28 protein-coding genes are annotated in these 26,135 nt (G+C 61.7%); 19 read left to right on the top strand and 9 right to left on the bottom strand.

Annotated features, from left to right (window positions below):
- Positions 1–571: 571 nt before the first annotated feature.
- From PZN02_RS01840 to PZN02_RS01815, 6 genes are all read left to right on the top strand, one after another.
- Complete coding sequence (locus PZN02_RS01840; protein WP_280659945.1) at positions 572–1,714, top strand: cell wall hydrolase; 1,143 nt, start codon at positions 572–574, stop codon at positions 1,712–1,714.
- A 292-nt stretch (positions 1,715–2,006) separates the two neighbouring features.
- Positions 2,007–2,366: an AtpZ/AtpI family protein gene (locus PZN02_RS01835; RefSeq protein ID WP_280659944.1), complete on the top strand. Its 360-nt coding sequence runs from the start codon at positions 2,007–2,009 to the stop codon at positions 2,364–2,366.
- Between the two features lie 60 nt (positions 2,367–2,426).
- Positions 2,427–3,179 (top strand): F0F1 ATP synthase subunit A, encoded by a 753-nt coding sequence (locus tag PZN02_RS01830; protein ID WP_280659943.1) that lies wholly within the window; start codon positions 2,427–2,429, stop codon positions 3,177–3,179.
- 84 nt (positions 3,180–3,263) lie between these two features.
- Positions 3,264–3,491 (top strand): F0F1 ATP synthase subunit C, encoded by a 228-nt coding sequence (locus tag PZN02_RS01825; RefSeq protein ID WP_012707029.1) that lies wholly within the window; start codon positions 3,264–3,266, stop codon positions 3,489–3,491.
- 77 nt (positions 3,492–3,568) lie between these two features.
- Entirely contained in the window at positions 3,569–4,180 is a 612-nt protein-coding gene (locus tag PZN02_RS01820; protein WP_280659942.1) for a F0F1 ATP synthase subunit B, read from the top strand.
- Positions 4,181–4,193: 13 nt separating this feature from the next.
- Positions 4,194–4,679, top strand: coding sequence for a F0F1 ATP synthase subunit B (locus PZN02_RS01815; protein ID WP_280659941.1), 486 nt, complete (start codon positions 4,194–4,196; stop codon positions 4,677–4,679).
- 185 nt (positions 4,680–4,864) lie between these two features.
- Here the strand turns inward: PZN02_RS01815 and PZN02_RS01810 are convergent, their stop codons facing one another.
- Positions 4,865–5,512 carry a ribonuclease HII gene (locus PZN02_RS01810; protein ID WP_280659940.1) on the bottom strand — a complete coding sequence of 216 codons (648 nt, stop codon included), beginning with the start codon at positions 5,510–5,512 and terminating at the stop codon, positions 4,865–4,867.
- A gap of 199 nt (positions 5,513–5,711) precedes the next feature.
- Positions 5,712–6,869: a PA0069 family radical SAM protein gene (locus PZN02_RS01805; protein WP_280659939.1), complete on the bottom strand. Its 1,158-nt coding sequence runs from the start codon at positions 6,867–6,869 to the stop codon at positions 5,712–5,714.
- A gap of 180 nt (positions 6,870–7,049) precedes the next feature.
- Between PZN02_RS01805 and PZN02_RS01800 the strand changes: the two genes are divergently transcribed.
- On the top strand, positions 7,050–7,580 hold the full coding sequence (locus PZN02_RS01800; protein WP_280659938.1) for a glycosyltransferase family protein: 531 nt from the start codon (positions 7,050–7,052) through the stop codon (positions 7,578–7,580).
- 376 nt (positions 7,581–7,956) lie between these two features.
- Here PZN02_RS01800 and moaB read toward each other — a convergent pair whose 3' ends face one another.
- The 4 genes from moaB to PZN02_RS01780 form a co-directional block, all read right to left on the bottom strand.
- Complete coding sequence (gene moaB / locus PZN02_RS01795) at positions 7,957–8,499, bottom strand: molybdenum cofactor biosynthesis protein B (protein WP_225105319.1); 543 nt, start codon at positions 8,497–8,499, stop codon at positions 7,957–7,959.
- Positions 8,500–8,577: 78 nt separating this feature from the next.
- Complete coding sequence (locus PZN02_RS01790) at positions 8,578–9,504, bottom strand: 4-(cytidine 5'-diphospho)-2-C-methyl-D-erythritol kinase (RefSeq protein ID WP_280659937.1); 927 nt, start codon at positions 9,502–9,504, stop codon at positions 8,578–8,580.
- A 4-nt stretch (positions 9,505–9,508) separates the two neighbouring features.
- Positions 9,509–11,332, bottom strand: coding sequence for a tetratricopeptide repeat protein (locus PZN02_RS01785; RefSeq protein ID WP_280659936.1), 1,824 nt, complete (start codon positions 11,330–11,332; stop codon positions 9,509–9,511).
- A gap of 152 nt (positions 11,333–11,484) precedes the next feature.
- Positions 11,485–12,501 carry a polyprenyl synthetase family protein gene (locus PZN02_RS01780; RefSeq protein WP_280659935.1) on the bottom strand — a complete coding sequence of 339 codons (1,017 nt, stop codon included), beginning with the start codon at positions 12,499–12,501 and terminating at the stop codon, positions 11,485–11,487.
- A gap of 109 nt (positions 12,502–12,610) precedes the next feature.
- Here PZN02_RS01780 and PZN02_RS01775 point away from each other — a divergent pair, with 109 nt between their 5' ends.
- The 5 genes from PZN02_RS01775 (at position 12,611) to PZN02_RS01755 (ending at position 16,135) form a co-directional block, all read left to right on the top strand.
- Complete coding sequence (locus PZN02_RS01775; RefSeq protein WP_136507279.1) at positions 12,611–12,832, top strand: putative signal transducing protein; 222 nt, start codon at positions 12,611–12,613, stop codon at positions 12,830–12,832.
- A 52-nt stretch (positions 12,833–12,884) separates the two neighbouring features.
- Positions 12,885–13,658 carry a tRNA1(Val) (adenine(37)-N6)-methyltransferase gene (locus PZN02_RS01770; protein WP_280659934.1) on the top strand — a complete coding sequence of 258 codons (774 nt, stop codon included), beginning with the start codon at positions 12,885–12,887 and terminating at the stop codon, positions 13,656–13,658.
- An 86-nt stretch (positions 13,659–13,744) separates the two neighbouring features.
- Complete coding sequence (locus PZN02_RS01765) at positions 13,745–14,611, top strand: S49 family peptidase (RefSeq protein WP_280659933.1); 867 nt, start codon at positions 13,745–13,747, stop codon at positions 14,609–14,611.
- 270 nt (positions 14,612–14,881) lie between these two features.
- Positions 14,882–15,073 (top strand): hypothetical protein, encoded by a 192-nt coding sequence (locus tag PZN02_RS01760; RefSeq protein ID WP_136507276.1) that lies wholly within the window; start codon positions 14,882–14,884, stop codon positions 15,071–15,073.
- A 99-nt stretch (positions 15,074–15,172) separates the two neighbouring features.
- Positions 15,173–16,135 (top strand): glycine--tRNA ligase subunit alpha, encoded by a 963-nt coding sequence (locus PZN02_RS01755; RefSeq protein WP_280659932.1) that lies wholly within the window; start codon positions 15,173–15,175, stop codon positions 16,133–16,135.
- A gap of 37 nt (positions 16,136–16,172) precedes the next feature.
- Here the strand turns inward: PZN02_RS01755 and PZN02_RS01750 are convergent, their stop codons facing one another.
- Positions 16,173–16,376 carry a hypothetical protein gene (locus PZN02_RS01750; RefSeq protein WP_225105310.1) on the bottom strand — a complete coding sequence of 68 codons (204 nt, stop codon included), beginning with the start codon at positions 16,374–16,376 and terminating at the stop codon, positions 16,173–16,175.
- 237 nt (positions 16,377–16,613) lie between these two features.
- On the opposite strand from PZN02_RS01750, the gene PZN02_RS01745 reads away from it, so the two are divergent.
- From PZN02_RS01745 to PZN02_RS01715, 7 genes are all read left to right on the top strand, one after another.
- Entirely contained in the window at positions 16,614–17,162 is a 549-nt protein-coding gene (locus PZN02_RS01745; protein WP_280659931.1) for a LemA family protein, read from the top strand.
- A 22-nt stretch (positions 17,163–17,184) separates the two neighbouring features.
- Positions 17,185–19,125, top strand: coding sequence for a DUF2207 domain-containing protein (locus PZN02_RS01740; protein ID WP_280659930.1), 1,941 nt, complete (start codon positions 17,185–17,187; stop codon positions 19,123–19,125).
- 93 nt (positions 19,126–19,218) lie between these two features.
- Complete coding sequence (gene glyS, locus PZN02_RS01735) at positions 19,219–21,384, top strand: glycine--tRNA ligase subunit beta (protein WP_280659929.1); 2,166 nt, start codon at positions 19,219–19,221, stop codon at positions 21,382–21,384.
- Positions 21,385–21,483: 99 nt separating this feature from the next.
- Entirely contained in the window at positions 21,484–22,350 is an 867-nt protein-coding gene (locus tag PZN02_RS01730) for an AraC family transcriptional regulator (protein ID WP_280659928.1), read from the top strand.
- 80 nt (positions 22,351–22,430) lie between these two features.
- Entirely contained in the window at positions 22,431–22,811 is a 381-nt protein-coding gene (locus tag PZN02_RS01725; protein ID WP_280659927.1) for a cupin domain-containing protein, read from the top strand.
- Positions 22,812–22,827: 16 nt separating this feature from the next.
- Positions 22,828–23,409 (top strand): LysE family translocator, encoded by a 582-nt coding sequence (locus PZN02_RS01720; protein WP_280659926.1) that lies wholly within the window; start codon positions 22,828–22,830, stop codon positions 23,407–23,409.
- Between the two features lie 43 nt (positions 23,410–23,452).
- The gene (locus PZN02_RS01715) at positions 23,453–23,959 is read left to right on the top strand and encodes a 2-thiouracil desulfurase family protein (protein ID WP_280659925.1); all 507 of its coding nucleotides are present in this window, start codon (positions 23,453–23,455) and stop codon (positions 23,957–23,959) included.
- 230 nt (positions 23,960–24,189) lie between these two features.
- Here PZN02_RS01715 and PZN02_RS01710 read toward each other — a convergent pair whose 3' ends face one another.
- Both PZN02_RS01710 and purD read right to left on the bottom strand, forming a co-directional pair.
- Positions 24,190–24,708 carry a plant virulence effector HPE1-like domain-containing protein gene (locus tag PZN02_RS01710; RefSeq protein WP_280659924.1) on the bottom strand — a complete coding sequence of 173 codons (519 nt, stop codon included), beginning with the start codon at positions 24,706–24,708 and terminating at the stop codon, positions 24,190–24,192.
- Between the two features lie 98 nt (positions 24,709–24,806).
- The gene (gene purD / locus PZN02_RS01705) at positions 24,807–26,078 is read right to left on the bottom strand and encodes a phosphoribosylamine--glycine ligase (protein WP_280659923.1); all 1,272 of its coding nucleotides are present in this window, start codon (positions 26,076–26,078) and stop codon (positions 24,807–24,809) included.
- Positions 26,079–26,135 lie beyond the last annotated feature (57 nt).

The following is a 26,135-nucleotide window of genomic DNA, read 5'->3' as shown; positions in this document are numbered from 1 at the left end:
TCTATTGCGGAGCCGATTGAGGGACAAACAGCCATTCAAATTGCAACAGCGATCTTGCGCGTCTGAAAAGACGCGGCGCTGTAGAGCCCTTCAGGGTTAAATGGAAGCAGTTCTGCCGGAGCAGGTTTTCGTCAGGGCAGAGGCGATCGGCGAAGGGGCGTACCCGGATGTACGTCCGAGCCGATCGCCTCTGAGCCTGGCGGAAAGATGCCCGGCCCTTCGGGTTGGCTGAAACGGGCCGCCTGATCGGCCGGCCGGCTTGGCCGTATGCTTTGGCTACGCCGCGCGCCGGCCGGTCGACCATCCGACTCCGTTTGAGCCAACAGAACTGTTTCCATTTAGCCCTGAAGGGCTCTAGCGCGCTGCATTAACCAAACATCAAGGTTAATGCTTCATTTTCTAGGCTCGAACGAAGCGGTTCCGGCGCGCTGTCCGACCGCTTCCAAATCTTAGCTTCCTGCACGGAATCTCAGGGCTGGCCCTTCGCCGGCTTGTGAGAAGGCGTGCCCAAGTAAGTATTGCGTGGAGCCGGTTGGTGCGTAAGAGCCAGAAGTTGCATTGCAAGTCTCCTATGTCTTTGCCGGCCTGGGCTGCGCCCGCGATGATCGGCATTGCCATTTTCCTGAGCTTCCCTTCAACGGTCGCCTATTCCGACCTGGCGACGTTCCTCTCGGGCATCAACCGCGGCGGCGAGCGCTGGCGGATGTATCTGACGCAATCGCCTGCGGGTTCGCTGCACGAGGTAGAGATGGTGTTCGCCGACCCGATCACCACCGGTGCCCTGGATGGCGGTGCTGGCGTCACCATGCCCGATGGCAGCCATGTGGCGCTGACCGCGGAAACCAAGCACAAGGGCGCAACGCCCGACGAAGACCGCGTGACCCGCAAGCTGAAGAAGGGGCGGATCGTTGCTGTCACCCCTGTGACGCCGCCGAAGGACTTTACCGCCGGTTCGATCCTCCAGCGTACGAGCTCGCTGATGGAACCGGACTTCGACGGGGCCGAGAAGATGATTTTCGCCAAACCGCGCATCAAGGGGAAGGAGATCGAGATCGCCACGGCCTTCTACCGAAAGAAGCCACCGAAGGCCGATCCCGGCGTCTCGCCGATGCTCGCAAAGCTGATTACCAACGACAAGGCCGATATTCTTGCGACCGCCTATGTCCGGCCCGAGCCGGACTATGCGCGTGAGTCGCCCTTCGATTCGATCCTCAGGGAAGACAAGAACGCGGGCCGCTTCATTCCGGAAATCGCGCCCGACGACCATGCCTGGGCGGCAACGGCCTTGCCCGGCACGGTCTTCAGCAAGGACGAGCAGACCTGCCTCGCCGAAGGGATTTACTTCGAGGCCCGCAGCGAGTCCGTGAAAGGCCAGGCTGCGGTGGCCCAGGTCATTCTCAATCGTGTCCGCAATCCGACTTACCCGAAGACAATTTGCGGCGTCGTCTATCAGAACAAGGCCTGGCGCAACCGCTGCCAGTTTTCCTTCGCCTGCGACATGATCCGCGACCTTATCTACTCGCGCTCACACTGGAAGACCGCCAAGGAAGTCGCGCTGGCCGTCAGCGCCGGCAGGATCTGGTTGCCGGAAGTGGGATCGGCCACGCATTATCACGCGACCTATGTGAAGCCGGCCTGGGCGAAAACCATGAAGCGGGTCGGCAAGATCGGCTTGCACATCTTCTATCGCACCTATGGCGGCGGCTGGAGCTGATCGACAGCCTCGATTCCGCCGGATGACTTGGCGCCGAACGGCCAGCTAAGACCGTTCGGTCGCCGCCGATTCCCGTTGCCGCTTTGCCGCAGCTTGCCAAAATTATGGCTAAATACCTGAAATAACGAGGAAATATTGTCCACGTCGAAGGGGCGCCCATGCCTTGACTATGCGGGTGCCTAAAACTATGTTGCGCGCGACTTCAAATGGGGCCGAAGCGTGGCTTGAGCACCGGCCGTTTGTATGACCGAGATCGCGTTAAGACCGCGTGGGGACTGCAAAGGGGAGCCATGTGACGGAGAAGCCGGAAGAAAGTCTGGAAGCGCGGCTGAAGCGCCTTGGCGACGACATCGCGTCCAAGCGGACGGACAAGTCGGACGACGTCGAGACGCGCGCCGCGGAAAGCCGGCAAGGTTACGCGGCGGCGATGAAGCTCTCGAGCGAGTTCATCGCCGCGATCGTTGTCGGGGCGTTTCTGGGCTATCTTTTGGACCATTTTGCGGGTACAGGGCCGTGGGGCATGATCGTCTTGCTGCTTCTCGGGTTCTGTGCCGGCGTCTTGAATGTGCTGCGGTCGGCCGGAATGGTGGCGACACCGGAATCGGGCAAACGCGGCCCTGGAAATGACAAGAAGGACGGGGATGGCGCCTGAGGCGCCGCCTGAAAGAACACGGTTTCCGCTTGCGGGCGGGCAAAATGAAAGAGAAGCGCGGTGTCAAACGATCCGACCCACCAGTTCCTGGTCAACAAGATTGTCCCGATCGAAATTGGCGGAATTGACTTTTCCTTCACCAATGCGTCGCTGTTCATGGCCGCGACCGTCGGCGTGGCCGCCGGCTTTCTTTATCTGACCACGTCGCAGCGCGGGCTGATCCCGACGCGCCTGCAGTCGGTTTCGGAAATGTCCTACGAGTTCATCGCGTCGATGCTTCGTGAAGGGGCGGGCAGCCACGGGATGAAATTCTTCCCGATGGTGTTCTCGTTGTTCATGTTCATCCTGACGGCAAACCTGCTCGGCATGTTTCCGTATTTCTTCACGGTGACCAGCCAGATTATCGTCACCTTCGCTCTGGCGGTGTTCGTCATCGGTACCGTCATTCTCTATGGTTTCTACAAGCACGGTCTGGGCTTTTTGAAACTGTTCGTGCCGCACGGAGTGCCGGGGGTTTTGCTGCCGCTGGTCGTTGCGATCGAAATCATCTCGTTCCTTTCCCGTCCCATCAGCCTTTCGGTCCGTCTGTTCGCCAACATGCTGGCCGGCCACATCACGCTGAAGGTTTTCGCGGGCTTCGTCACCTCGTTGAGCGCCCTTGGCGCGCTCGGCATCGGCGGTGCGATCCTGCCTCTCATCATGACCGTCGCCATTACCGGTCTTGAGTTCCTCGTTTGCTTCCTTCAGGCCTATGTCTTTGCGGTGCTGACCTGCATGTACCTCAACGACGCCGTCCATCCGGGAAGCCACTAAGGAATAACAGTCGCTGGCTTCCGCCCGGGTCCTCCGGCGGAGGCACAAATCCTAGCCGCAACACCATTTCGAAGGAGTTCAATCATGGAAGCGGAAGCAGCAAAGTTCATCGGTGCAGGTCTTGCATGCCTTGGTATGGCCGGCACGGCTCTCGGCCTCGGCAACATCTTTGGCAGCTACCTGTCCGGCGCGCTGCGCAACCCCTCGGCTGCTGACGGCCAGTTCGGCCGCCTCGTATTCGGCTTCGCCGTTACGGAAGCTCTGGGCATCTTCTCGCTGCTCGTAGCCCTGCTCCTCCTCTTCGCCGTCTAATACGGATCGAAGTTTTGGCCGCGGCCTCGCTCAGGGGCCGCGGCCGCGCATATTCTTGAGTGCACCTGGAGGTGAGCATGTTTGTGACCGCGGCTTATGCCCAGTCAACCACCACTGAAGGCGAAGCACACGAACCCGCTGCGGCCGGCGAGGTGCACACCGAAACGGGTGTGGCCCCCGAAGGCGAACACGGCACGGGCGTGTTTCCGCCTTTTGATTCGACCCATTTCGCATCGCAGTTGCTCTGGCTTGCGATCACGTTCGGCCTCTTCTATCTGTTGATGTCGAAGGTCATCATTCCGCGTATTGGCAGCATTCTCGAGACGCGCCATGACCGGATCGCTCAGGATCTGGATGAAGCGTCCCGCCTGAAGGGCGAAGCCGACGCTGCCATCGCGTCCTACGAGCAGGAACTGGCAAGCGCCAGGGCCAAGGGGCATTCGATCGCCGACACCGCCCGCGAAGCTGCCAAGGCGAAGGCAACCGCCGACCGCACCGCGGTCGAGGCCGATCTGGCCAAGAAGATCACCGCCGCCGAAACGCGCATTGCCGACATCAAGTCCAAGGCGCTCGCCGATGTCGGCGCTATCGCCGAGGAAACGGCAGACGCCGTCGTCAAGCAACTGATTGGTGGAACCGTGACCAAGGCCGAGATCGCTGCCGCCGTCAAGGCATCGGCAGGCAACTGAGGAACAATGAACGATGGCTCTTGATGCGACTTTCTACGCCCTTGTCGGCCTGATCCTCTTTTTTGCCCTTATCGCCTATCTCAAGGTTCCGGGCATGATCGCCAAGGCGCTCGACGCACGTGCCGACAAGATCGGCAACGAACTGGCGGAAGCCAAGCGCCTGCGCGAAGAGGCCCAGAGCCTGGTCGCGGAGTACCAGCGCAAGCGGAAGGACGCCGAGGCCGAGGCCGCCAGCATTGTTGCCGCCGCGCAGCGGGAAGCGGAAATGCTGACGGCGGAAGCCAAGCAGAAGACCGAGGAATATGTCGCGCGCCGCACGGCACTTTCCGAACAGAAGATCAAGCAGGCTGAAAGCGACGCGATCAATGCGGTCCGCTCCGCAGCCGTCGATCTGGCGATCAGCGCCGCAGAGAAGGTCTTGTCGGCCAAGACCGATGCCGGTGCGCAGGATACGCTGTTCCAGAAGGCGCTCGGCGAGGTCAAGTCTCGGCTGAACTGAGACGGCAGTCTGTGAATTCGAAGAGAGCCCCGCCTCGGCGGGGCTTTTTTGTTGGCTGTATCAGTGATCGAGCTTTTGTCGGCTCTATCGGTGTTCTAGCGTGGCATAGCGGCCGCGCGTTCCCGGGCCGTCTACGCGCTACCAACTTGGCACCTGCCTGCCGCTGGCGGGCCGAATAAGCGGCATCAAACCTGGCGAAAGGGACGGAAACTCATTCGATGCAGCGAGCAGGGGCCGTGGTTGTCGATGGCGTTTCGATGCATCTCGGTGGCATAGCCGGCATGAAGGGCAAAGCCATAGGCCGGGAACGTGATGTCGGCGCGCGCCATCATGCGATCGCGCGTCACCTTGGCGACGATCGATGCAGCGGCGATCGACATCGATCGGGAATCGCCTTTGACGATCGCTTTGGCGTGGCAGGAAAGTCCCGGCGGAACATCACGGCCGTCGACGAGCACAAAACGCGCGGTCGTGGAAAGACCATCGACGGCCCGCCGCATCGCGTCGAGGCTCGCCTTAAGGATATCAGTGCAGTCGATACGAGTCGCCGAAGACGAGGCGATCGAGACCGTCGCGGTCGCAAGAATTTGCTCAAACAGTGCTTCGCGCTGCTCGGGACTCAAGAGCTTGCTGTCGTTGAGACCATCCGGAATGGCGTCCGGATCGAGGATGACCGCGGCAGCAACGACCGGACCGGCCAATGGACCGCGTCCCGCCTCGTCCGCGCCGGCGACAGGCCAAAAGCCATCTCGGCGGGCGGCAAGCTCGAAGCTGAAATCGGGGACGGGCAGCTCGATGGGAAAAAGTTGGGAATCGGGCGATTTGCGAGACATATGGGGACCCTCGCATATTCGCCCGATTCCCTTCAAGCCCCCCGGTACGAGTGCGGCGGTGACCGGGAGGAAAACCAGCGCCATCACGAGGCAGGGGAGGGCGCCGGAACCGAAATTTTGCATGAACGATGCTATCGAACTCCTGTCGCGGAGGAGATCGGCATCTATTTGGCGGGAATTCTCAGTGGGTCCCCAAATCCTAAAGCAGTGACAGTTGGACTCCCATTCCGAGCGGCGGCACGAAGACATCATTCCGCAATTGCCGGCGCGTCAGGTTGAGCCCCAGCCGCTTGGCAGCAAGTTCGAAGCGCCGGCCGATCTGCCAGGCATAGGGGCCGGCCCCTTTCATGCGCTTGCCGAACTCGGCGTCATAGTCCTTGCCGCCACGCATGGAGCGGATCAGCGACATGACGTGGCGGTAGCGGTCCGGATAATTCCGCAGCAGCCAATCGCGAAAGAGCGGGCTCACCTCGAGCGGCAGCCGCAACAGCACGTAGCTCGCTTCCGACGCGCCCGCCGTCTTTGCCGAATCGAGCACGCGTTCGATCTCGTGGTCGTTCAGCGCCGGAACAATCGGTGAAACCAGAACACCGGTGGGGATACCGGCATCCGAAATGGCACGGATCGCCTCAAGCCGCTTTGTCGGCGTTGATGCCCGCGGCTCCATCGTGCGCGCCAGTTTTCGATCGAGCGTGGTTATCGAAATGCCGACCCGCGCGAGACCCATTTCCGCCATCGGGGCAAGCAGATCGATGTCGCGTGTCACCATTGCCGATTTGGTGACGATCATCACCGGATGGTTTGCCGCCTTCAATACTTCGAGAATCTGGCGCATGATCCGCCATTCCTTCTCGATTGGCTGATAGGGGTCGGTATTGGTGCCGATAGCGATCGGGCGGACCTTGTAGTCGGGCCTTGCGAACTCCCGTTCCAGCAAACGCGGGGCGTCCGGCTTCGCGAAAAGTTTGGACTCGAAATCGAGGCCCGCCGAGAGGCCCATATAGGCATGGGTCGGGCGCGCGAAACAGTAGATGCAGCCGTGCTCGCAACCGCGGTAAGGATTGATCGAGCGGTCGAAACCGATGTCCGGAGACTCGTTGCGCGTGATAACCGCCCGCGGCTTCTCAACCTGGACCTCCGTCTTGAAAGGCGGCAGTTCCTCGATGCTCTCCCAACCGTCGTCGAAGACCTCGCGCGATTGTGGCTCGAAGCGGCCGGACATGTTGAGGCCGGCGCCGCGGCCGCGCCGGCGATCGATGTCGATCCTCAGGCCCGTTCCCTTGATCATTGCTTCGGCCATGTCCGCGGTGTTGGCGGGCGCGAAGGCACCCTGCCTCAATTGAGACAGCTCGGTCATCGATATCTCCTCGGAAACAGACGGGGCTCCGTTTCGTCCTGATTATTTTCCTATCGCAGAAAACAGAACAAAGCAAGAACAAATCTTAAGATTAGAACGAAGAGGGGTCGCACTGGAGAGCCGAAGCAGGCGGCGCCCGATGGCTGTAGCATTTGCGAGTGCAATGCGGTAGGAACGACTATGCTGACGATCATCATGGAAACACGCGACAACGAGGCCGAACTCGTACAGACGCTGTCGGTGCTTGTTGCCGGCGCCGTGGAGGGCCTCGTCAGCGACGTCATCATTCTTGATCACGGGTCGAAGGACGGTTCGTTGCGGGTCGCGGATGCCGCCGGCTGCCGTTTCTGCGTCGATTGGGACTTGGGCGACATTGTCCGTTCGGCACGCGGCGAATGGTTGATGCTTCTGGAGCCGGGCGCACGGCCGACCGGAAGATGGGTGGACGAGCTTCTTGAATATGTGTCGCTCAACAGAAATCCGGCGCGGTTCTCTCCCTCACGAATGCATCGGCGCCCGCTGTTAAGTCGCCTCTCGCGCAGGGCGCATCCCCTTGAGACAGGCTTCCTGATGCCGAAGCGTGATGCGATCGCCGTCGCCCGCGCAAACATGCGGCTGAGCGACATGGTCAATGTTCGTGCCGTGCGCAAACTTGCAACCGAACTGGTTCCTGCGTGGGTGGCGACCGGCAATCGGCTTGCTGCGGAATAGCCTTTGCGCGTCTGACAAGACGCGCGGCGCTGTAGGTACCGATAGCAAGAATGGGGTGCCTGTCTTGTCCGCGGCACCCCCCGAAGCGGCTCTCAAATGACCTTGCTCGCGAAAATGGCTTGCCATGCAATCCAGAGAGAGGACGGCACGTCGTATGCATCCTGCTCTTCCCCCGCCCGTGTCGTCGGAAGATTTGTCTTCGCTGCGCTTGAGATGGATGATCGGCCACCCCAACGCCGGCTGACATAACAAATCTACCGGGGTTGATCGAAGCTGGCTGTTTCGTTGGGAACAACAACCCGCAGGCGAACGAGGAAAAATCTCAAGGGAAGCTTGCTGTCGAGCATCTTGAGAACGCAATTCCGGACGGAAGCCGTTAGCCGCGTTTGAGGTGCTCGTCCAGCCGCGGCATGATTTCCACGAAATTGCAGGGCATGTGCCGATAGTCGAGCTGCTGCTTCAGGATGCCGTCCCAGGCATCCTTGCAGGCGCCCGGCGATCCGGGCAGGACGAAGATGAACGTCGCATTGGCAACGCCGCCGGTGGCTCGCGACTGGATCGTCGACGTGCCGATCTTCTCGTAGGAGATCCGATGGAACACTTCGGAAAAGCCGTCCATGCGCTTTTCGAACAGCGGCTCAAGCGCCTCGGGCGTCACGTCACGGCCGGTGAAGCCGGTACCTCCGGTGGTAATGACCACGTCGATCGCATCGTCCAGTGTCCAAGCCTTCACTTGATCGTAGATCTTCTGCCGGTCGTCCGTGACGATCTCTCGTGCTTCGAGCCGATGGCCGGCCTCGCGTATGCGCGCCTCAAGCGTGTCGCCTGACCTGTCGTCGGCGCGTGTGCGTGTGTCGGAAACCGTGAGCACGGCAATACCGACGGGAATGAAGGGGCGGCCTTCGTCGATGCCAGGCATTGGGTGCTATCCTTCCCCCCTGCTGCATGATTCCTTAAATCGGAAGCGATTTAAGGAATCATGCAGCAATTCAAAGTGCTACAGCCCGTCCGATTGGACGCGCGGCGCTGTCGTTCGCGCGGCGCAAACGTACCATTCCGGATGGCTGGCGGAAATATGCCCGGCGGCCCGATGCGCTGTTTCGTCGCTGTCGAACAGCCCGAAGCACGTGGCGCCGGAGCCGGACATGCGCACAAGCGTGGCGCCCGCCGCTTTGAGGCTGCCTGACACCTGCTCGATCGCAGGAACGAGTCCGCGCGCAGGCCCCTCCAGATCGTTGCGCATATCGGCCATCGCCGACAACCATTCCGCCGCTGTGTTCATGCCTTTCGGCAGGTCGAGCGGTGGATTCGCCTTGTTGACGAGCATGCGGAAGATCATCGGCGTCGACACGGCGACGAGCGGATTGACGAGGACGATTGCGAAGGATGGGAGATCGGGAAGGGGAGTAATCTCCTCGCCGATTCCCTTGGCGAGAAGTGGGCCGCCGTCGAGGCACATCGGCACATCCGCTCCGAGTTCGAGCGCAACGGCATCGAGCTTCGCCGGCTCAACAGACGCGCCCCACAGCTTGAGCAGACCACGAAGAGTTGCCGCCGCATCCGCCGAGCCGCCGCCAATGCCGGAGGCCACGGGCAAGTTCTTTTCGAGATGGAGATGGACCGGACCGGCGGCCATGCCTCGTGACGTCAGTTCGCTTCGTAGCAGGTCACGCGCGCGCAACACCAGATTGCCGCCTTTGTTTTGCGCCGAAAGCGGCAACCCGTCCGCGAAGCGCCCCGATATGGTGAAGCGGTCGGCGTCAGCCGACGCAAGGCCGATCCGGTCGCCGCAATCCGCGAAAGTAACAAGGCTTTCCAGAAGATGATGGCCGTCGGCACGCTGGCCGACGACATGCAGTGCCAGATTGATCTTGGCGGGCGCCGCGCATGTTAGCGCGAAGCCCGGAATGCCGTCCAAATGCATATTCTCAGGATTTCTTGTCCGGTGTCGCGGGGCCCGTCTTCTTCGGCAACTTCTTGGCGTCGGCCGCGGCCGGAACCCGCGGCTTGAGCGGCGGCAAGCCGTTTTCAATCTTCGCCTTGATCTTCGGAACTTCCGCTTCCTCGGGCTTCAACTCCAGTGCCTGATTCCACTGGAATACCGCTTCGAGCTTGCGTCCCACCCGCCAGTAAGCATCGCCAAGGTGGTCGTTGATCGTCGCGTCGCCCGCCATCAGTTCGGCCGCGCGCTCGAGTTCTGTAACGGCATCATCGAACCGGTTCATGCGGAAATAGGCCCATCCGAGCGAATCGACGATGTAGCCGTCGTCCGGCTTGAGCTCGACCGCCTTGCGGATCATGTCGAGGCCCTCGTCGAGGTTGATATTCATGTCGACCCAGGAGTAGCCGAGATAGTTCAGCACCTGCGGCTGATCCGGATTGAGCTCCAGCGCCTTGCGGAAATTCGGCTCGGCCTTCTCCCAGATCTTCTGCCGCTCGTAGGCGATGCCGCGCTGGAAGAATACCGTCCAGTCGGATCGCTTCGGGACGGGACCGATGGCGGCGACGGCCCGGTCGTAGAGTTCGCCCATCTCCTTGTAGTCCTTGGCGTCGGATAGAACGCTGCCATAGGCGAGATAGTTACGGATATTCTTCGGATCGACGTCAATCAGTGCTCTCAGGTGCTTCTTAGCCTCTTCGACCCTGCCGATGCTGGCAAGGCTGAGCCCGAGTTGAAGCTCGGAGAGGCGACGCATCGGCGAACCTTCCGGCACGCTCTTGTAAAGCGCAATCGCCTCCTCCTCCTTCTTCAGGTTTTCGGCGATCCCGCCGAGCATGACGAGGATATCGGCACTTTCCGGATCGAGTTGGCGCGCGGTCTGCAGATAGAGCGAAACGACGTCTTCGGCGCCTTCGCGGTTGAGCGCGCCTCCGATGGAAAAGAGCACTGCGGCGGCCCCTTGCACGGCGTTGCGAACCTGCTGCTCCTGGGGCTTGCCTTCCTCGATGTTCTTTCTCAGCGCCTCAAGTGGCGTGTAGTTGTTGACCATGCCTTCGCCGACGGCAATCGTGTCAAGCGCCTTTTGCTTGTTACCCTCGCGGGCCTCGAAGCGGGCCAGCGCCTCGACCGAACGCATGAACGTGTCCGGGGCGGCGCTGCCGCCTTCGCGGTCGAGAATGGCGTCGTTGAGCCGTGCGCGTGCCGTTGCCTTGTCGCCGGCGGCAAGCGCGATCGCGCCGGCATGATAGTTCTTGAAGACGCGGAACCATTCCGGGCCCTCAAGTGCCTTGATCTGCACCAGCGCTTCCTTCGGCCGGCCCTGGCCGAACTTCGCCCAGGAGGACAGAAGCGTGTTCATCAGCCGGTCGAGATCGTTCGGTCCGTCATAGGCGAGTAGCTTCTGGGCGCTGCGGTATTCGCGCTTGCGGATCGCCTCGATCGCGCGGACGACCGTCGTGATGCGTTCGACGGCCGGATCGGACTTGAGGTCCTCGGCGATCTTGACGCCCTCGTCAAGCTTGCCTGCCATAAGCAGCGTGATCATCAGCCGCTGCTTGACGTCGTTGTTGTCCGGTTCGAACTGCAGGGCAATCTTGTAGAGTTCGGTTGCTGACGCGAAGTCGCGATCCACATCGGCCGTGCGGGCAGCCAGAAAAGCACCGGAAAAGGTATCGACTGATTTGATGTCGAAAGGTTTCGCGTCTTCAACCGCCGCCTTTTCCTCCGCATAAGCCTGATAGCTGCCGGTCACCGATGCGAGGGCAAGCAGTGCTGCGCCGCTAAGAAGGCGAAGGAGTGTATTTTGCCGCATATCAAACCTTTCATTGCCGACGGTGCGTTTTGCCGCACCGTCGCTGGTGGTTCCGGATCGATCGGAGATTGCCGGAAGCAAGTCTTGGGGAACAGAATGGCTTTTTTGGCGCAACGCGGCAAGAAATTCCTAAAGTAGAATTGTCCGCCGGTCTAGCTTACCCGATCGATGCAGAAATCGATCACCTCTATCAGCGCTGATTTCCAGGGAGAAGCCGGCAACGGCGCCAAGGCGTCACGCGCGATTGTGCCATAATGCTGCGCACGCGCAATCGTATCGGTAAGCCCGCCATAGCGCCGGATGAGGCCAAGCGCCTTTTCAAGATTGGCACCGTCGCTGTTTCCGCCTTCGATGGCTTCGCGCCAGAAGGTGCGGTCTTCCGGCGTGCCGCGGCGATAGGAGAGGATGACCGGCAGCGTGATCTTGCCTTCACGGAAATCATCGCCGACGTTCTTGCCGAGTTCGCTCGAAGAGCCGCCGTAGTCGAGGACGTCGTCGACCAATTGGAAGGCCAGCCCAAGGTTCATACCGTAGGACTTCAGCGCGTTGCGGTTCGCCTTGCTGGTTGCTGCGACGATCGGTCCGACTTCCGCCGCCGCCGCGAAGAGTGCCGCCGTCTTGGCGCGGATGACCTCAAGGTAGTCGTCTTCGGTCGTCTCCATGTTCTTGGCGACCGAAAGCTGCAGGACTTCGCCTTCGGCAATGACCGAGGCGGCCGTCGAAAGCACATCGAGAGCCTCGAGCGAGCCGACATCGACCATCATCCGGAACGCTTGACCGAGCAGGAAGTCGCCAACGAGCACACTTGCCTGATTGCCCCAGATCGTGCGCGCCGTCGATTTCCCGCGCCTGAGATCGCTTTCGTCCACGACGTCATCGTGCAGCAGTGTCGCCGTATGCATGAATTCGACGCTGGTCGCGAGCTTGACGTGGGCGTCGCCCTCGTAGCCGAACATCGAGGCGGCGGCGAGCGTCAGCATGGGGCGCAGGCGTTTGCCGCCGGACGAAATCAGGTGGTTGGCGACCTCCGGGATCATCTGGACATCGGAGCCGGCCTTGGACAGGATGAGCTGGTTGACCCGTTCCATGTCGGACATGGTCAGGTCGACGAGCGGCTTCACAGACGCCTGTTTGTTTTTATTGTCTTCCAGCGGTATCACTACGCCCAACGCCCGGACTCCTGTTTCATCGTCGGTTTCGACAATAGAAAGAGGGCTTTCAGGCGGCAAGAGGCGAATTGCCTCGCTTGCTTGAAATAAGACAGGAAAACCGAGCCGAATGAAGGAACTGATCCGCACCAACGACGCCGTACTCCTCTCCTTCGCCGAAAGCCTGATGAAGGACGCCGGCATCGGCTGCTTTATTGCCGACCAGGGCATGAGCATACTGGAAGGCTCGCTTGGACTTTTGCCGCGCCGTTTCCTGGTTGCGGAGGATGATGCCGAGAGGGCGCGGCGGATCCTGATCGATGCGGGGCTGGAAAGGGAATTGCGGCAGTGAATTCGGCTTTTCCGCGAACCACTTGCGGCCTTCCTTTCGGAGGGGCGGCGCGATGACGACGATGCCGGAAACCGTGGACGCCTTCCACCGGGGCAGGTTTCACTTGATTCAACCGCTGGGCCAAGGGCATCGTTCCGGCATGGATGCGATGCTCCTCGCCTCGCTCGTTTCCTGCCGCGATCGCTGCCGTGTGGCCGATCTCGGCGCCGGCGCGGGTGCCGCCGGCATGGCGGTCGCCTCCAGGCTCGAGGAGGCGGACGTGCTCCTGGTGGAGCGTTCGGCCATCATGGCCGGCTTCGCTCGCCGCAGCCTTGCACTGCCGCAGAATGCATATTTCGCTTCGCGGGTCTCGGTTCTTGAGGCGGACGTTTCGCTGAGCGGCAAGGCACGCGCCGCCGCGGGCCTGCCGGATGATGCCTTCGATCACGTGATCATGAACCCGCCGTTCAACGACGCCGCGGACCGGAAAACGCCGGACAGTCTCAAGGCCGAGGCTCACGCTATGACCGACGATCTTTTCGAGGCCTGGATCAAGACCGCGGGGGCGATCATGAAGCCGGGCGGGCAGCTGTCTCTCATTGCCCGGCCGGAGTCGATTGCCGAGATCATCACGGCATGCGGTCGGCGTTTCGGCGGTATCGAGATCACGCCGCTTCTTCCGCGCGTGGGCGAGAATGCCGTGCGCATCCTCGTGACGGCGATCAAACAGAGCCGCAAGCGATTGGCTCTGCGCGCGCCGCTCATCATGCATGACGAGGGAACGCACCGGTTTTCTTCGGATGTGGATGACCTCAACAATGGGCGGGCCGCGTACCGCCGTCGGTGATAAAGCGTGAGCGCGGAAACGGGGCATTGCGTTTGCGACGGCAGTGCATACATGCAAAGCAGGGTTTGTGACGGGCAGGAGTTGAAATGGCCGGATTCTTGAAAAGGCTGATGCCGAAACGGTTCCGCGGGGAGGGGTTGACGATCCCGGCGATCCGGCTTCACGGCGCGATCATGGCCGGCGGAGGCCAGTTCCGCCCGGTTCTCAACCTTGCGACCGTGGCCCCGCTTCTGGACAAGGCCTTCTCGGTCAAGGATGCGCCGGCGGTTGCCATCTCCATCAATTCGCCGGGCGGCTCGCCGGTGCAGTCGCGCCTGATTTACCAGCGCATCCGCGACCTCGCCGAAGAGAAGAAAAAGCGCGTTCTGATCTTCGTCGAGGACGTGGCGGCATCCGGCGGCTATATGATCGCGCTTGCCGGCGACGAGATCATCGCCGATACGACCTCGATCGTCGGCTCGATCGGCGTCGTTTCCGGTGGCTTCGGCTTCCCGGAACTCCTGAAGAAGATTGGGGTCGAGCGGCGCGTCTACACGGCCGGTGAAAACAAGATGGTGCTCGATCCGTTCCAGCCGGAAAAGGAGCGGGACGTCGAGTTCCTCAAGAGCTTGCAGCTCGAGATCCACGACACGTTCATCCAGATGGTCAAGATCCGCCGGGGAACCCTTCTGGCCGACCATCCCGATATCTTCTCCGGCCTTTTCTGGACTGGTCGGCGCGGGCAGGAACTCGGCCTTGTCGACGCTCTCGGCGATATGCGCGGAGAGGTGAAGAGACGTTATGGCGCAAAAACGCGGCTCGAATTGATCCAGCCTGCACGCAGCCTCTTCGGCCGCCGCCAACCCGGCGCGGCCGTTGCCGCTGCGATCACAGCACCTCTGGCTGTGTCGGTGGCCGCGGGGCTTGCCGAAGCGCTCGAGGAAAGGGCGCTGTGGGCGCGATACGGGCTCTAGGCTCAGGACCTGAACCCGCAGGGCGAGGCGGATTTCGCGCCTGAGCGCGTCGGAAAGATTTGAAAATGTCGATGCATTTCCTGCATCTTTCCTCCTACTCAGACACGAAATCCGCGACACAGAATGGACGAATTTAATAGGTCCTGAGCCTAGATCGAGTTGCTCCACCTAGCATCTGGCCATGCGCATGAGGTGGCTGTTACACTTTGAAATGCTCCGTCGCCTCGCCGGCATCGGGTTCGAACCGACGAGGTGTGCAGAGGAGGAACAATGCCGCAGCTTATCCTGCTCCTGATCATTGTTGTTATCGCCTGGATCGGGTATCGGAAATTCATTGCCGACGCCGAAAAGCTGGCGCGGCAGCGCGAGCGTCTGCGCCGCGAGCAACAGACCGGCGCCAATGGAACGCTTGTCAAGGATCCGAAGACCGGAGAATACCGCCTGAAGCGCGATGACGAGTGAAGGCCGCGCCTCGTCCCAACGGGATCAGCAAGACGCTTGACCCTTGCCGTGCGGCGTGGCACCTGTCCGGCAAATCTTGAAGAATTCGGACGTGATCCCATGACCACCGCCTCCCTCCCGGACCATATGAACCCGAAGCGCTCCTTTCAGGCCCTGATCCTGACGCTGCACAACTATTGGGCCGACAAGGGCTGCGCCGTGCTCCAGCCCTACGACATGGAGGTTGGCGCCGGTACGTTTCATCCGGCCACAACGCTGCGCGCGCTCGGGCCGAAGCCGTGGCGTGCGGCTTACGTCCAGCCGTCACGCCGGCCGAGCGATGGGCGCTACGGCGAGAACCCGAACCGGCTTCAGCACTACTACCAGTACCAGGTGCTCCTGAAGCCGAATCCGTCCAACCTGCAGGAGCTTTATCTCGGCTCGCTGAGCGCGATCGGCCTCGACCCGCTGCTGCACGACATCCGCTTCGTCGAAGATGACTGGGAGAGCCCGACGCTCGGCGCCTGGGGTCTCGGCTGGGAGTGCTGGTGCGACGGCATGGAAGTGTCGCAGTTCACCTATTTTCAGCAGGTCTGCGGCATCGAATGCTCGCCCGTTTCCGGCGAGCTGACCTATGGTCTCGAGCGTCTCGCCATGTATGTCCAGGGTGTCGACAATGTTTATGACCTGAACTTCAACGGCCGCGAGGGCGCCGAGAAGATCAGCTATGGCGACGTCTTCCTGCAGGCTGAGCAGGAATATTCCCGATACAACTTCGAATATGCCAACACGGCGATGCTTCACCAGCATTTTATCGACGCGGAAAGGGAGTGCCTGGCACTGCTGGCGGCCGGCGCGCCCGGCGACAGCAGCAACAATCGCCTGCACAAATGCGTGTTCCCTGCCTACGACCAGTGCATCAAGGCGAGCCACGTCTTCAATCTGCTGGATGCGCGCGGCGTAATTTCCGTGACGGAACGCCAGAGCTATATCCTGCGCGTCCGTACGCTGGCAAAAGCCTGTGGGGAGGCGTTCCTGATAACCGATGCCGGCGGCGCGAACGGGAACAGGGAAGCAGCATAGTCGACGGGGTGCCCCCCCCGTTTCGATCGAAGGGTCCTCAGCGGCAGGGGCCCCGCGCGCATCGGCGGGTATCCGTCAACAGAAGACCGGCGGTCGGAAATGCCTCCAGCGAAAGCTGGCCGCCATAGGTCTGCAATGCGCGGCGCACGCCGTTCGGCCTGTCGCCCTGGGCTCCGCTCGCATAGGCAACGAAAAGGGCCATGAAGGCGATTACGTTGATGGGAGTTGCGAGCGTTTTCATGGTCCTGGGCTTTGCGTCTTGAGTTGTTCGATAAGACGACTTTCGCCTATCCTTAGTTTCAGCGCCGTTCCCGGAGGAACAGCTTTGTGGTTGCAGCCCGTCGTCGATTCCGATGTAGCGAAATCGAGCTCGCACGAGCCAGGCGAGCCGCTCGCAACATTGCTTTGATTGCAAAAAATGCCTTTCAAGCTGGAAAGCCGGTGCTAATCTCTGGCGGATTCTCAAGGAGGGGCTTTCATGATCGGATTGGCAATCGGCATCGCGGTGATCCTTTATCTGGTTTTCGTCTACAACGGCCTCGTCAAGGCGCGGCAGGTCACCGAAGAGGCTTGGTCCGGCATCGATGTGCAATTGAAGCGGCGCGCTGATCTGATCCCCAATCTGATTGAGACGGTGAAGGGCTATGCGGCGCACGAAAAGTCGACGCTTGAAGAAGTCGTCTCATTGCGCAATCGAGCGCAAGCCGTGCCGCAGGGCGACGTCGCCGGCAGGGCGGCCATAGAAGGAGCGCTTTCACAGGCGCTCGGCAAGCTTTTTGCGCTCGCGGAAGCCTATCCGGATCTCAAGGCCAACGAGAATTTCGCGGAGCTCCAGCGCTCGCTGGAGACGATCGAAGGCGAGATCCAGATGTCGCGGCGCTATTACAACGGCGCCGCCCGTGACCTTAACGTCAAGGTCGAAAGCTTCCCGTCCAATCTGATCGCCAATACCTTCCGCTTTGCCAAGGCCGGCTATTTCGAGATTGCCAACGAAGCGGACCGGGCGGTGCCATCGGTCAAGTTCTAACGATGCGGAGAAGGGAATTGCGATGAAGCGGTTTTCCGCAGCGCTTGCGGTCGTTCTTCTCGTCCTTGTTTGGCCACTCACGGCAGCCGCGCAAGAGATTATCTCGTCCTTCCACTCGGTCATCGACCTTGCAAAGGACGGCACGCTCACCGTGACGGAGACGATCACCGCCAATGTCGAGGGCAACCAGATTCGGCGCGGCATCTATCGCGATTTCCCGCTGACCTTCGCCGACGCGCGCGGCCGGCGCAGCAAGGTGGACTTCGATCTCATCTCCGTGGAACGCGACGGCGAGGAGGAGAACTACCGCACCGAACCGATCGACGGCGGTATCCGTATCTATACCGGCGAGGCCGACGTGTTCCTGCCGCGCGGGGAGCACACGTTCCAGATCACCTATGAGACAAGCCGGCAGATACGTTTCTTCGACGACCACGACGAACTCTATTGGAACGTGACCGGAACCGAGTGGGCCTTCCCGATCGAGGAAGCAAGCGCCACCGTCACCTTGCCGGAAGGCTTGAAATCCGAGGCGCTTGACGTATTTACCGGCGGTTATGGTGCGACGGGCAAGGATGCGCGGGCGGTCGAGGAGGGGGACGAGATCTTCTTCGCCACCACGCGCCGGCTGCGCCCGCAGGAGGGCCTGACGATCGCGGTCAAGCTGCCGAAGGGCAGCATCGACCGACCAAGCCCGTCCCAGCAAAACATCTGGTGGCTGCGTGATCATCTGGCCCTGGTCATTGCCGCTGCAGGCCTGGTCCTCGTCACGCTCTATTACGGGCGCGCCTGGGTGCGTATCGGTCGTGACCCCGAGCGCGGCGTGATGGTGCCGCGCTGGGATGCGCCGGAGGACATTTCGCCGGCGCTCGTCAACTATATCGACAACAAGGGGCTCTCCGGCGAGGGGTGGACCGCGCTGTCGGCCGCCGCGCTCAACCTGGCGGTCAAGGGCCACGTTGTTCTCGACGACCTGAAGAAGGCGATCATCATCACCGCGACGGGCAAGGGGGGAGCAGAAAAACTGCCGACCGGCGAGGCGACGCTGATGAAGGCGATTGCGACGGCCGGCGGCAAACTTACGATCGATCGGGCGAACGGCAAGAAGGTCGAGGCGGCGGGGTCTGCCTTCCGCAGTTCGATGGAGCGGGAACATCGCGGCAAATACTACCGCGCCAACACAGCCTATATTGTCGGCGGCGTCTTGCTCTCCGTGCTTGCCTTGGCGGCGCTCTTTATCTTCGGCGATCTCAACGAGGAAAGCATTCCGCTGGTCATTGTGCCGGTTTTTATCGCCTTTTTCGTCTCGATTTTCGCCGTCTCGTTCGGCAAGTCGTTCCGGCGCGGATCGAGCCTGGCGCGCCGCATCATGTCGATCGTGGTCCTGGCCTTCTTCGCATTCGTGTTCCTCATGATATTTTCCGGAGTCCTGGCTGCCATCGTTTTCTCGGCGACAGGGGCGGATGACCTGCCGCTGCTCATCGCGGTTGGCGGCATCGTGCTCGTCAATGTGCTTTTCTTCTTCCTCATGGGTGCCCCGACGCCACTCGGCACACGGATGATGGACGGGATCGACGGGCTGCGCCAATACATGACGCTCGCCGAGAAGGACCGGATGAACCTCCAGGGCGCGCCGGAAATGTCGCCGCGGCATTTCGAGACGCTGCTACCCTATGCCGTGGCGCTCGGCGTCGAAAAACCGTGGACGGAGACGTTCGACCGCTGGCTGCTTGCCGCATCCGCGGGTGCCGCCGCTGCCGCTGCCTATCAACCGAGCTGGTATCACGGCGATTCTTTTGGTCCGGGTTCCTTCGGCGACAGGATCGGCGGGTTCGCCGGTTCGATGGCGGATACTATGACGTCGTCCTTGCCGCCTCCGCCGAAGAGCTCGTCCTCGGGCTTTTCCTCCGGTGGAGGCTTTTCTGGAGGTGGCGGCGGTGGCGGCGGCGGTGGCGGCTGGTAGCGGGCCAATTTCCTTGCCGGGCTTGGTGACTTTTTCATCGGAGCTTGCTAAGTCCGCCGCAACCGTCCGGAACAGAACAAAGTCCAGAGTCCCATGCCTGATCTTCTTATCGAACTGCGCTCCGAAGAAATCCCCGCCCGCATGCAGCGCAAGGCGGCGGGGGACCTCAAGAAGCTCGTGACGGACGCGCTGGTCGAGGCAGGTCTGACCTATGAAGGTGCGCGCGAATACTGGACGCCGCGCCGCCTGACGCTCGATATCCGCGGCCTCAATGCGCGCTCTGCCGATATTCGCGAGGAGCGCAAGGGACCGCGCACCGACGCGAACGAGAAGGCGATTGAAGGCTTCCTGCGGGGCGCGGGCCTATCCTCGATCAGCGAGGCCCATGTCCACCGCGATCCGAAGAAGGGGGATTTTTACGTCGCCCACATCGTCAAGCAGGGCCGGCCGGCCGAGCAGATCATCGCCGAGGCAATGCCGCCGATCATCCGCAATTTCCCATGGCCGAAATCCATGCGCTCCGGCGCCGCCTCCGCGAGACCTGGAAGCCTGCGCTGGGTTCGCCCGCTCCAGTCGATCGTCTGCACCTTCGGTTCGGAGACGGAGGAGACCAGGGTCATTCCCTTCGAGGTCGACGGCATCGTCGCCTCCAACGTGACCTATGGCCACCGTTTCCATGCGCCCGAGGCGATCACCGTTCGCCGGTTTGCCGATTATGCCGAGAAGCTCGAGAGGGCGAAGGTCGTGATCGATGCCGAGCGCCGCAAGCAGATCATCTCGGCCGACGCCCACAACGTCGCCTTCGCGAGCGGTCTCGAACTCGTCGAAGACGAGGGACTGATCGAGGAAGTATCGGGCCTCGTCGAGTGGCCGCAGGTGCTGATGGGAAGTTTTGAGGAGAGCTATCTCGAAATCCCGTCGGAAATCATCCGCCTGACGATCAAGACCAACCAGAAGTGCTTCGTCACGCGCCAGCCGGGCGCCGAGATGCTGTCGAACAAATTCATCCTGGTGTCGAATATCGAGGCCAGGGACGGCGGCAAGGAAATCGTCCACGGCAACGGCAAGGTCGTGCGCGCGCGCCTCTCGGACGCGGCGCATTTCTGGAAGCGGGACCAGGGCAACCTGCCGGATCTCGAAACGCTCGAGCTGTCCGCGAAGAAATTCGGGCTCGACCTCAGGAAGCCGCTCGACCAGCGCATGGCAAAGCTCGATGCGTTGAACGTGACGTTCCACGCCAAGCTGGGGACGCAGGGCGAACGCGTCGCCCGCATCCGCTCGTTGGCCGCAGAACTCGCCAAGGTGACCGGTGCGGACGTTACTCAGGTCGACCGCGCCGCTGTGCTGGCGAAGGCGGATTTGCGGACCGAGGCTGTAGGGGAATTTCCCGAGCTTCAGGGCATTATGGGGCACAAATATGCGGTGCTGCAGGGCGAAACATCCGCCGTCGCCAATGCAATCGAGGATCACTACAAGCCCCAGGGGCCTTCCGACCGCGTGCCGGCCGATCCCGTTGCCGTGACTGTCGCGCTTGCCGACAAGCTCGACACTCTCGTTGGCTTCTGGGCGATCGATGAAAAGCCGACGGGCTCGAAGGATCCCTATGCACTGCGCCGTGCTGCGCTCGGCGTGATCCGGCTCATTCTGGAAGGCAAGGCGCGCCTGCCGCTCCGGCCGTTCTTCGAAGTCGCGCTCGCGAGGCTCAAGCAGCAGAGGCCCGAGGTCGCCGGCGATGTTTCTGCCGACCTTCTCGCCTTCTTCCACGACCGGCTGAAGGTTTATCTGCGTGATCTTGGAGCACGCTACGACCTGATCGACGCAGTGCTGGCACCGGACGCCGACGATCTGCTGCTGATCGCGCGGCGTGTCGAGGCGCTGACGGCCTTCATCACGGCTGAAGAGGGGAAGAACCTGCTGGCTGGCACTAAGCGTGCAACGCAGATTCTGGCGGCAGAGGAGAAAAAGGGGACGGAGGTTGCCGCTTCCGTCGACGAACGGCTGTTCAAACTCGACGCCGAAAGAACCCTTCACGCATCGATCAAGATCGCAACCGGCGATGCCCGTGACGCGATCGTGAAAGAAGATTTCCGCTCGGCCATGGCGGCGTTGTCGAAATTGCGTGAGCCGGTCGATCAGTTCTTCGACGATGTCCTAGTGAATGACGAGGATGCGGCGATCCGCGCCAACCGTCTGGCATTGCTGGGGCTCATCCGCTCTGCCACGGGGGCGGTTGCGGATTTCTCGAAGATTGCGGGATAACGATCCCCATTCTCGTGCGGCTGCCGGTATGCGCTCCGACAGGCCGTGTGGAGCCTCATCGCATCGACAACCGGGAGCAATTGCCCTATCTCGTAGGGCATGACGAGTGAGCATCCGAGTGCAGGCGAAGGCATTATCGAACCGCTGGCCCGTGAGCGTCGCGGCGACTGGATAGCGGTCGCCGAGGATGCTGTGCCGTTCGAACGCATCGAGGCCTTTTTCGCCGGACCAGCCTACGAACCGCACCGGCACGATACCTACGCCATCGGGCAGACGCTTTCGGGCGTTCAGAGCTTCCGCTATCGCGGCGCCGATCGCTTCAGTCTGCCCGGCAGGACGATGGTGCTCCATCCCGACGAGCTGCATGACGGTCATGCGGGCAGCGATGACGGTTTCCGCTATCGCATGATCTACATCGAACCGGCCGCCATCCAAAGCGTCCTGGGTGGGCGTCCGCTGCCCTTCGTCAGCGGCGGCATTTCAGCCGATCCGCGGCTCTTTGCAGCGGTTCGCGCGTTGCTGCCTGCAACCGATGACCGGATCGAAGCGCTGGAGTTCGACGATGGCCTCTTCGAGCTTGCCCATGCGCTCGAGGCCGCTGCCGGCGGCTCTTCGCCCGGCCGTCGGGCGCTGGACTACCGTGCGGCAGAACGCGCGCGGCTCTACCTGCACGATTTGCCGGAGGGTACCGTTACGCTCGAGACGCTTGAGGCGATCAGCGGCCGGGACCGTTGGGGACTTAGCCGCGACTTCCGGCAGCTTTTCGGCACAAGTCCCTATCGTTATCTCGTGCAACGCCGCCTGGAGGCGGTGAAAGCCGATCTGCGACGAGGGACATCGCCCGCGGAGGCCGCGCTGGATGCCGGTTTTGCCGACCAGGCGCACATGAACCGCCATTTCAAGAAGGCTTTCGGTCTTTCACCCGGACGCTGGCTGCGGATGGCGGGCAAACCAGCCCGGCGCTGAACATTCCGCCTCGCACAATTGTTCAATACCGCCTGCCATGACGGCGTTAACTTCGCCCGACATGGCAGGAGGAAGAGACAATGGATGCGCCGAAGCGAACCTATGCGCCGGTCAATTTTCAGGACAAGCTCGCGCGGTTTTCTGACCAGTGGCAGCCGCGCGTGATCGCGGAAATCAACAACTATCAGGTAAAGATCGTTCGCATCGAGGGCGATTTCGTCTGGCACGATCATCCAGAAACGGACGAGGCGTTCATCGTGCTGGACGGCACGCTTCGGATCGATTTCCGCGACGGGTCGGTCACCGTGGGCCCCGGCGAGATGTACGTGGTGCCGAGGGGCGTCGAGCACAAACCCTTTGCCGACGGTGAGGTGAAGATGCTGCTCATCGAACCGCGCGGCATCCTGAATACCGGCCACGAGGGCGGCGAGCGCACCGCTGAAAACGATGTCTGGATCTGACATCGGGGATGTGGCCATGGCTGGCGACCTCGCTCTCCTGGTTCTTGCGGCGCTGCCGCTGATGGGCAGTCCAGGCCCGGCGACACTCAGCCTCGCCGGCATGGGCGCCGCCCACGGCATGCGCCTGAGCGCACACTACGCCGTGGGCGTCAATATCGGTACGATCGCCGTCGTGCTGGCGATCGCCGCGGGCGTATCTGCTATTGTTCTCGAACTGCCGGGCATCAAGCCGGCGCTCATGGTTTTCGCCGGCGCGTATATGATCTATCTCGCGTGGCATATCGCCACCGCGCCGCCCGTCGCCGCTCAAGAACAGGGCGCTCCGTCCTTCGTAAGCGGCCTGGTGCTGGCGATCGCCAATCCCAAAGCCTATGCCGCGATCGGCGCGGTCTACGCGGGTAGCACCACCGACGCGGACGAGGGCGCCATTTGGAAGGTAATCGCTCTCAGCGTCCTCGCAATCGCCGTAAATACGACCTGGCTCTGGTTCGGCGCCGCTATTGCGGCGATCCTCCATGACCCGAAAAAGGCGCGTGTCGCCAATTTGATTTTCGCCTTCCTTTTGCTGGCCTCCGTCGCCTTGCCCTTGCTTCGGTAGATTCGCCCTTGAAAGGACGTGTGGCGACCGTTTATGAAGCGGCATGACCGCCAAAATCCTCGTCAGCGCCTGTCTCATGGGCCATGCGGTGCGCTATGACGGCGCATCGAAGCCGCTTTCTCACCCGGCGATCGATCGCTGGCGCAACGAGGGTCGGCTTGTCACGATCTGTCCCGAGATGTCGGCCGGCATGCCGGTTCCGCGCCCTCCGGCGGAGATCGCGGGCGGGCAGGCGGGATCCGACGTGCTCTCAGGAAAGGCCAGGGTGGTCGAAAAGACCGGCCGCGACGTGACGGACGAATTTGTCCGGGCAGCCGAAAATGCCCTGGCGCTTGCGCTCGAAACCGGCTGTCGCTTCGCGCTGCTGATCGATGGTAGTCCGTCCTGCGGTTCAGGCTTCATCTATGACGGCAGCTTCACTGGCGCGCGGCATTCGGGCATGGGCGTGACCGCCGCATTGCTGCGGCAGAACGGCATCGAGGTTTATTCAGATAGCGAAATAGATCGTCTGGTCGCTGCTGCAGGTTTCCTTAAATCGGAGCAGATTTAAGGACAAAAACATGCAGCAATTCAAAGTGCTACAGCGTCTTTTGCGCGTCTCAAAAAGACGCGCGGCGCTGTAGGGCAGGATGAAGATTGAGTGGGGTGAGGTGTACGTTCCCCCCAAAAGATTACGCCCCTGCTTCTCTCAGGGGCGCAATCTCTCGCCATTGCAGCGAGGGCCCGTCAGCCGTCATTCAGGGTCGGCTGGACGGGGCAGGGAACTGTATTTATATGGTTTTAGTCTAGCCGAAGTTCGAATCCGGCCGGATCAAATTCCTGTGAGTTGCCCGCGATCGAGGCCGCAACCGGGTTTGCGCGCGAGATTGGATGAACGGCGGCGGTTTTCGCCGTCTCATCGATCTCCGTGGAAACGACTTCATTTTTGCCGGGCTGGCTGAGATCGACGCTTGCGGAGGCACTTGCCGTTGCCGGTTCGATTTTCATTGCTGCGGCTCTCACGACTTCCTCGGGTGCCTTGCTGACGAAGACGACCGGTGACCCGCCGAGCCAGGCCTCGGTGCGTACCAGCTTCACCTCGCCGCCCACTTGCTTGAGCTCGACCTTGTCGGTGCCGGGAGCGATCTCGGGGACGACATAGGAGGACTTCTTCTTCGGCTGCAGCGGCGGGCAATCCGCGCAGGAAACCGTAGCGACACTGGAGTTCACCGCCTTGCCGGAGACCACGTCCTCGATCGACGATGCGGCGGCCGCACCGGCGAGAAGCGCGAAAGCGGCGGAGAGAAGCAGGGAACGCATTGGATTCTCCTCGAAATTATCGAGGATGACGATATACGTTTTCCCTTACCTTCCCGTCAGGAGGATTGGTAAAAGTTGAATGATGCCGCCTTTTTCGCTCAGGCGGTCTCCCGCGCGACGGCGCGCCAGCCGATGTCGCGACGATAGAATCCGTTTTCCCATGAGACGCCGCGCAGGGCGGTATAGGCAGCATCCTTGGCCTTGCTGACGCTTTCGCCCATCGCCGTGACATTGAGTACGCGGCCGCCGGTCGCGACCAACTGATCGTCCTTCATCGCCGTGCCGGCATGAAACACCTTGGTCGTTGCGGATTCGCCGGGCAGGGCAGTGATCGGCGTGTTCTTTTCGTAGGCGCCCGGATATCCCCGCGAGGCCATGACGACTGTCAGCGCCGCCTCGTCGCGCCATTCGACGCTCATTTCGCCAAGCGTTCCGGTCGCAGCCGCGTAGAGCAGCGGCAACAGATCGCTCTTCATGCGCATCATCAGCACCTGGCACTCGGGGTCCCCGAAGCGGACATTGTATTCGATGAGTTCCGGGCCCTTTTTGGTGATCATCAGCCCGGCGAAAAAGACGCCGGTGAAGGGATAGCCGCTTTCGGCCATGCCGCGCATCGTCGGCTCGATAATCTCCGTCATCGTGCGCTCGACCATTTCGGCCGTCATTACCGGCGCCGGCGAATAGGCGCCCATGCCGCCGGTGTTGGGCCCCGTGTCACCATCGCCGACGCGCTTGTGGTCCTGTGCCGAGGCGAGCGGCAAAGCGTTCTTGCCGTCGCAGAGACAGAAGAAGCTCGCTTCCTCGCCGTCGAGATAGGCCTCGACGACAACTTCCGCACCGGCAGACCCGAAGGCGCCGGCAAAGCACTCGTCGACGGCGGAGAGAGCCTCGTCAAGCGTCATCGCGACGGTCACACCCTTGCCGGCGGCGAGCCCGTCGGCCTTGATCACGATCGGAGCACCTTGCTCCCGCACATAGGCCCTGGCCGCTTCCGCTTCGGTGAACCGTTTGTAGGCGCCGGTCGGAATGCCGTATTTTGCGCAGAGATCCTTGGTGAAGCCCTTGGAGCCTTCGAGTTGGGCAGCGGCAGCAGACGGACCGAAGACCGGAATGCCTGCAGCGCGAAGCGTGTCCGCGAGTCCCGCGACGAGTGGCGCCTCGGGGCCGACGACGACGAAATCGATCGCCGTCCGCCGGCAGAAATCGACCACAGCCTGTTGGTTGTCGACATCAAGGGTGACGATCGTCGCTTCTTCTGCGATACCGGGATTTCCCGGTGCGGCATAAAGCGCGGTCAGTTTCGGCGATTGTGCGATTTTCCACGCGAGCGCATGTTCGCGTCCGCCCGATCCGATCAGAAGAACCTTCATTGCCACCCTCGCCATCAGGTAATTGCTGCGCTGCGGTTAGGACGGCAAGCGGGGTAA

This window comes from Sinorhizobium garamanticum (genome assembly GCF_029892065.1).
In the GTDB taxonomy this organism is placed as follows: Bacteria; Pseudomonadota; Alphaproteobacteria; order Rhizobiales; family Rhizobiaceae; genus Sinorhizobium; species Sinorhizobium garamanticum.
This window is presented reverse-complemented; position numbering and strand designations above follow the sequence as displayed.

Excerpts from the sequence above, each read along its gene's own strand:
- PZN02_RS01815 (WP_280659941.1), top strand. The coding sequence starts at position 4,194 with ATGGCTCTTGATGCGACTTTCTACGCCCTTGTCGGCCTGATCCTCTTT.
- PZN02_RS01740 (WP_280659930.1), top strand. The coding sequence starts at position 17,185 with ATGAAGCGGTTTTCCGCAGCGCTTGCGGTCGTTCTTCTCGTCCTTGTT.
- PZN02_RS01730 (WP_280659928.1), top strand. The coding sequence starts at position 21,484 with ATGACGAGTGAGCATCCGAGTGCAGGCGAAGGCATTATCGAACCGCTG.
- PZN02_RS01715 (WP_280659925.1), top strand. The coding sequence starts at position 23,453 with ATGACCGCCAAAATCCTCGTCAGCGCCTGTCTCATGGGCCATGCGGTG.
- PZN02_RS01785 (WP_280659936.1), bottom strand. The coding sequence starts at position 11,332 with ATGCGGCAAAATACACTCCTTCGCCTTCTTAGCGGCGCAGCACTGCTT.
- PZN02_RS01790 (WP_280659937.1), bottom strand. The coding sequence starts at position 9,504 with ATGCATTTGGACGGCATTCCGGGCTTCGCGCTAACATGCGCGGCGCCC.
- PZN02_RS01825 (WP_012707029.1), top strand. The coding sequence starts at position 3,264 with ATGGAAGCGGAAGCAGCAAAGTTCATCGGTGCAGGTCTTGCATGCCTT.
- PZN02_RS01760 (WP_136507276.1), top strand. The coding sequence starts at position 14,882 with ATGCCGCAGCTTATCCTGCTCCTGATCATTGTTGTTATCGCCTGGATC.
- PZN02_RS01800 (WP_280659938.1), top strand. The coding sequence starts at position 7,050 with ATGCTGACGATCATCATGGAAACACGCGACAACGAGGCCGAACTCGTA.
- glyS (WP_280659929.1), top strand. The coding sequence starts at position 19,219 with ATGCCTGATCTTCTTATCGAACTGCGCTCCGAAGAAATCCCCGCCCGC.
- PZN02_RS01720 (WP_280659926.1), top strand. The coding sequence starts at position 22,828 with ATGGCTGGCGACCTCGCTCTCCTGGTTCTTGCGGCGCTGCCGCTGATG.
- PZN02_RS01750 (WP_225105310.1), bottom strand. The coding sequence starts at position 16,376 with ATGAAAACGCTCGCAACTCCCATCAACGTAATCGCCTTCATGGCCCTT.
- PZN02_RS01755 (WP_280659932.1), top strand. The coding sequence starts at position 15,173 with ATGACCACCGCCTCCCTCCCGGACCATATGAACCCGAAGCGCTCCTTT.
- PZN02_RS01840 (WP_280659945.1), top strand. The coding sequence starts at position 572 with ATGTCTTTGCCGGCCTGGGCTGCGCCCGCGATGATCGGCATTGCCATT.
- PZN02_RS01805 (WP_280659939.1), bottom strand. The coding sequence starts at position 6,869 with ATGACCGAGCTGTCTCAATTGAGGCAGGGTGCCTTCGCGCCCGCCAAC.
- PZN02_RS01710 (WP_280659924.1), bottom strand. The coding sequence starts at position 24,708 with ATGCGTTCCCTGCTTCTCTCCGCCGCTTTCGCGCTTCTCGCCGGTGCG.
- PZN02_RS01725 (WP_280659927.1), top strand. The coding sequence starts at position 22,431 with ATGGATGCGCCGAAGCGAACCTATGCGCCGGTCAATTTTCAGGACAAG.
- purD (WP_280659923.1), bottom strand. The coding sequence starts at position 26,078 with ATGAAGGTTCTTCTGATCGGATCGGGCGGACGCGAACATGCGCTCGCG.
- PZN02_RS01770 (WP_280659934.1), top strand. The coding sequence starts at position 12,885 with ATGACGACGATGCCGGAAACCGTGGACGCCTTCCACCGGGGCAGGTTT.
- PZN02_RS01810 (WP_280659940.1), bottom strand. The coding sequence starts at position 5,512 with ATGTCTCGCAAATCGCCCGATTCCCAACTTTTTCCCATCGAGCTGCCC.
- PZN02_RS01745 (WP_280659931.1), top strand. The coding sequence starts at position 16,614 with ATGATCGGATTGGCAATCGGCATCGCGGTGATCCTTTATCTGGTTTTC.
- PZN02_RS01765 (WP_280659933.1), top strand. The coding sequence starts at position 13,745 with ATGGCCGGATTCTTGAAAAGGCTGATGCCGAAACGGTTCCGCGGGGAG.
- PZN02_RS01775 (WP_136507279.1), top strand. The coding sequence starts at position 12,611 with ATGAAGGAACTGATCCGCACCAACGACGCCGTACTCCTCTCCTTCGCC.
- PZN02_RS01820 (WP_280659942.1), top strand. The coding sequence starts at position 3,569 with ATGTTTGTGACCGCGGCTTATGCCCAGTCAACCACCACTGAAGGCGAA.
- moaB (WP_225105319.1), bottom strand. The coding sequence starts at position 8,499 with ATGCCTGGCATCGACGAAGGCCGCCCCTTCATTCCCGTCGGTATTGCC.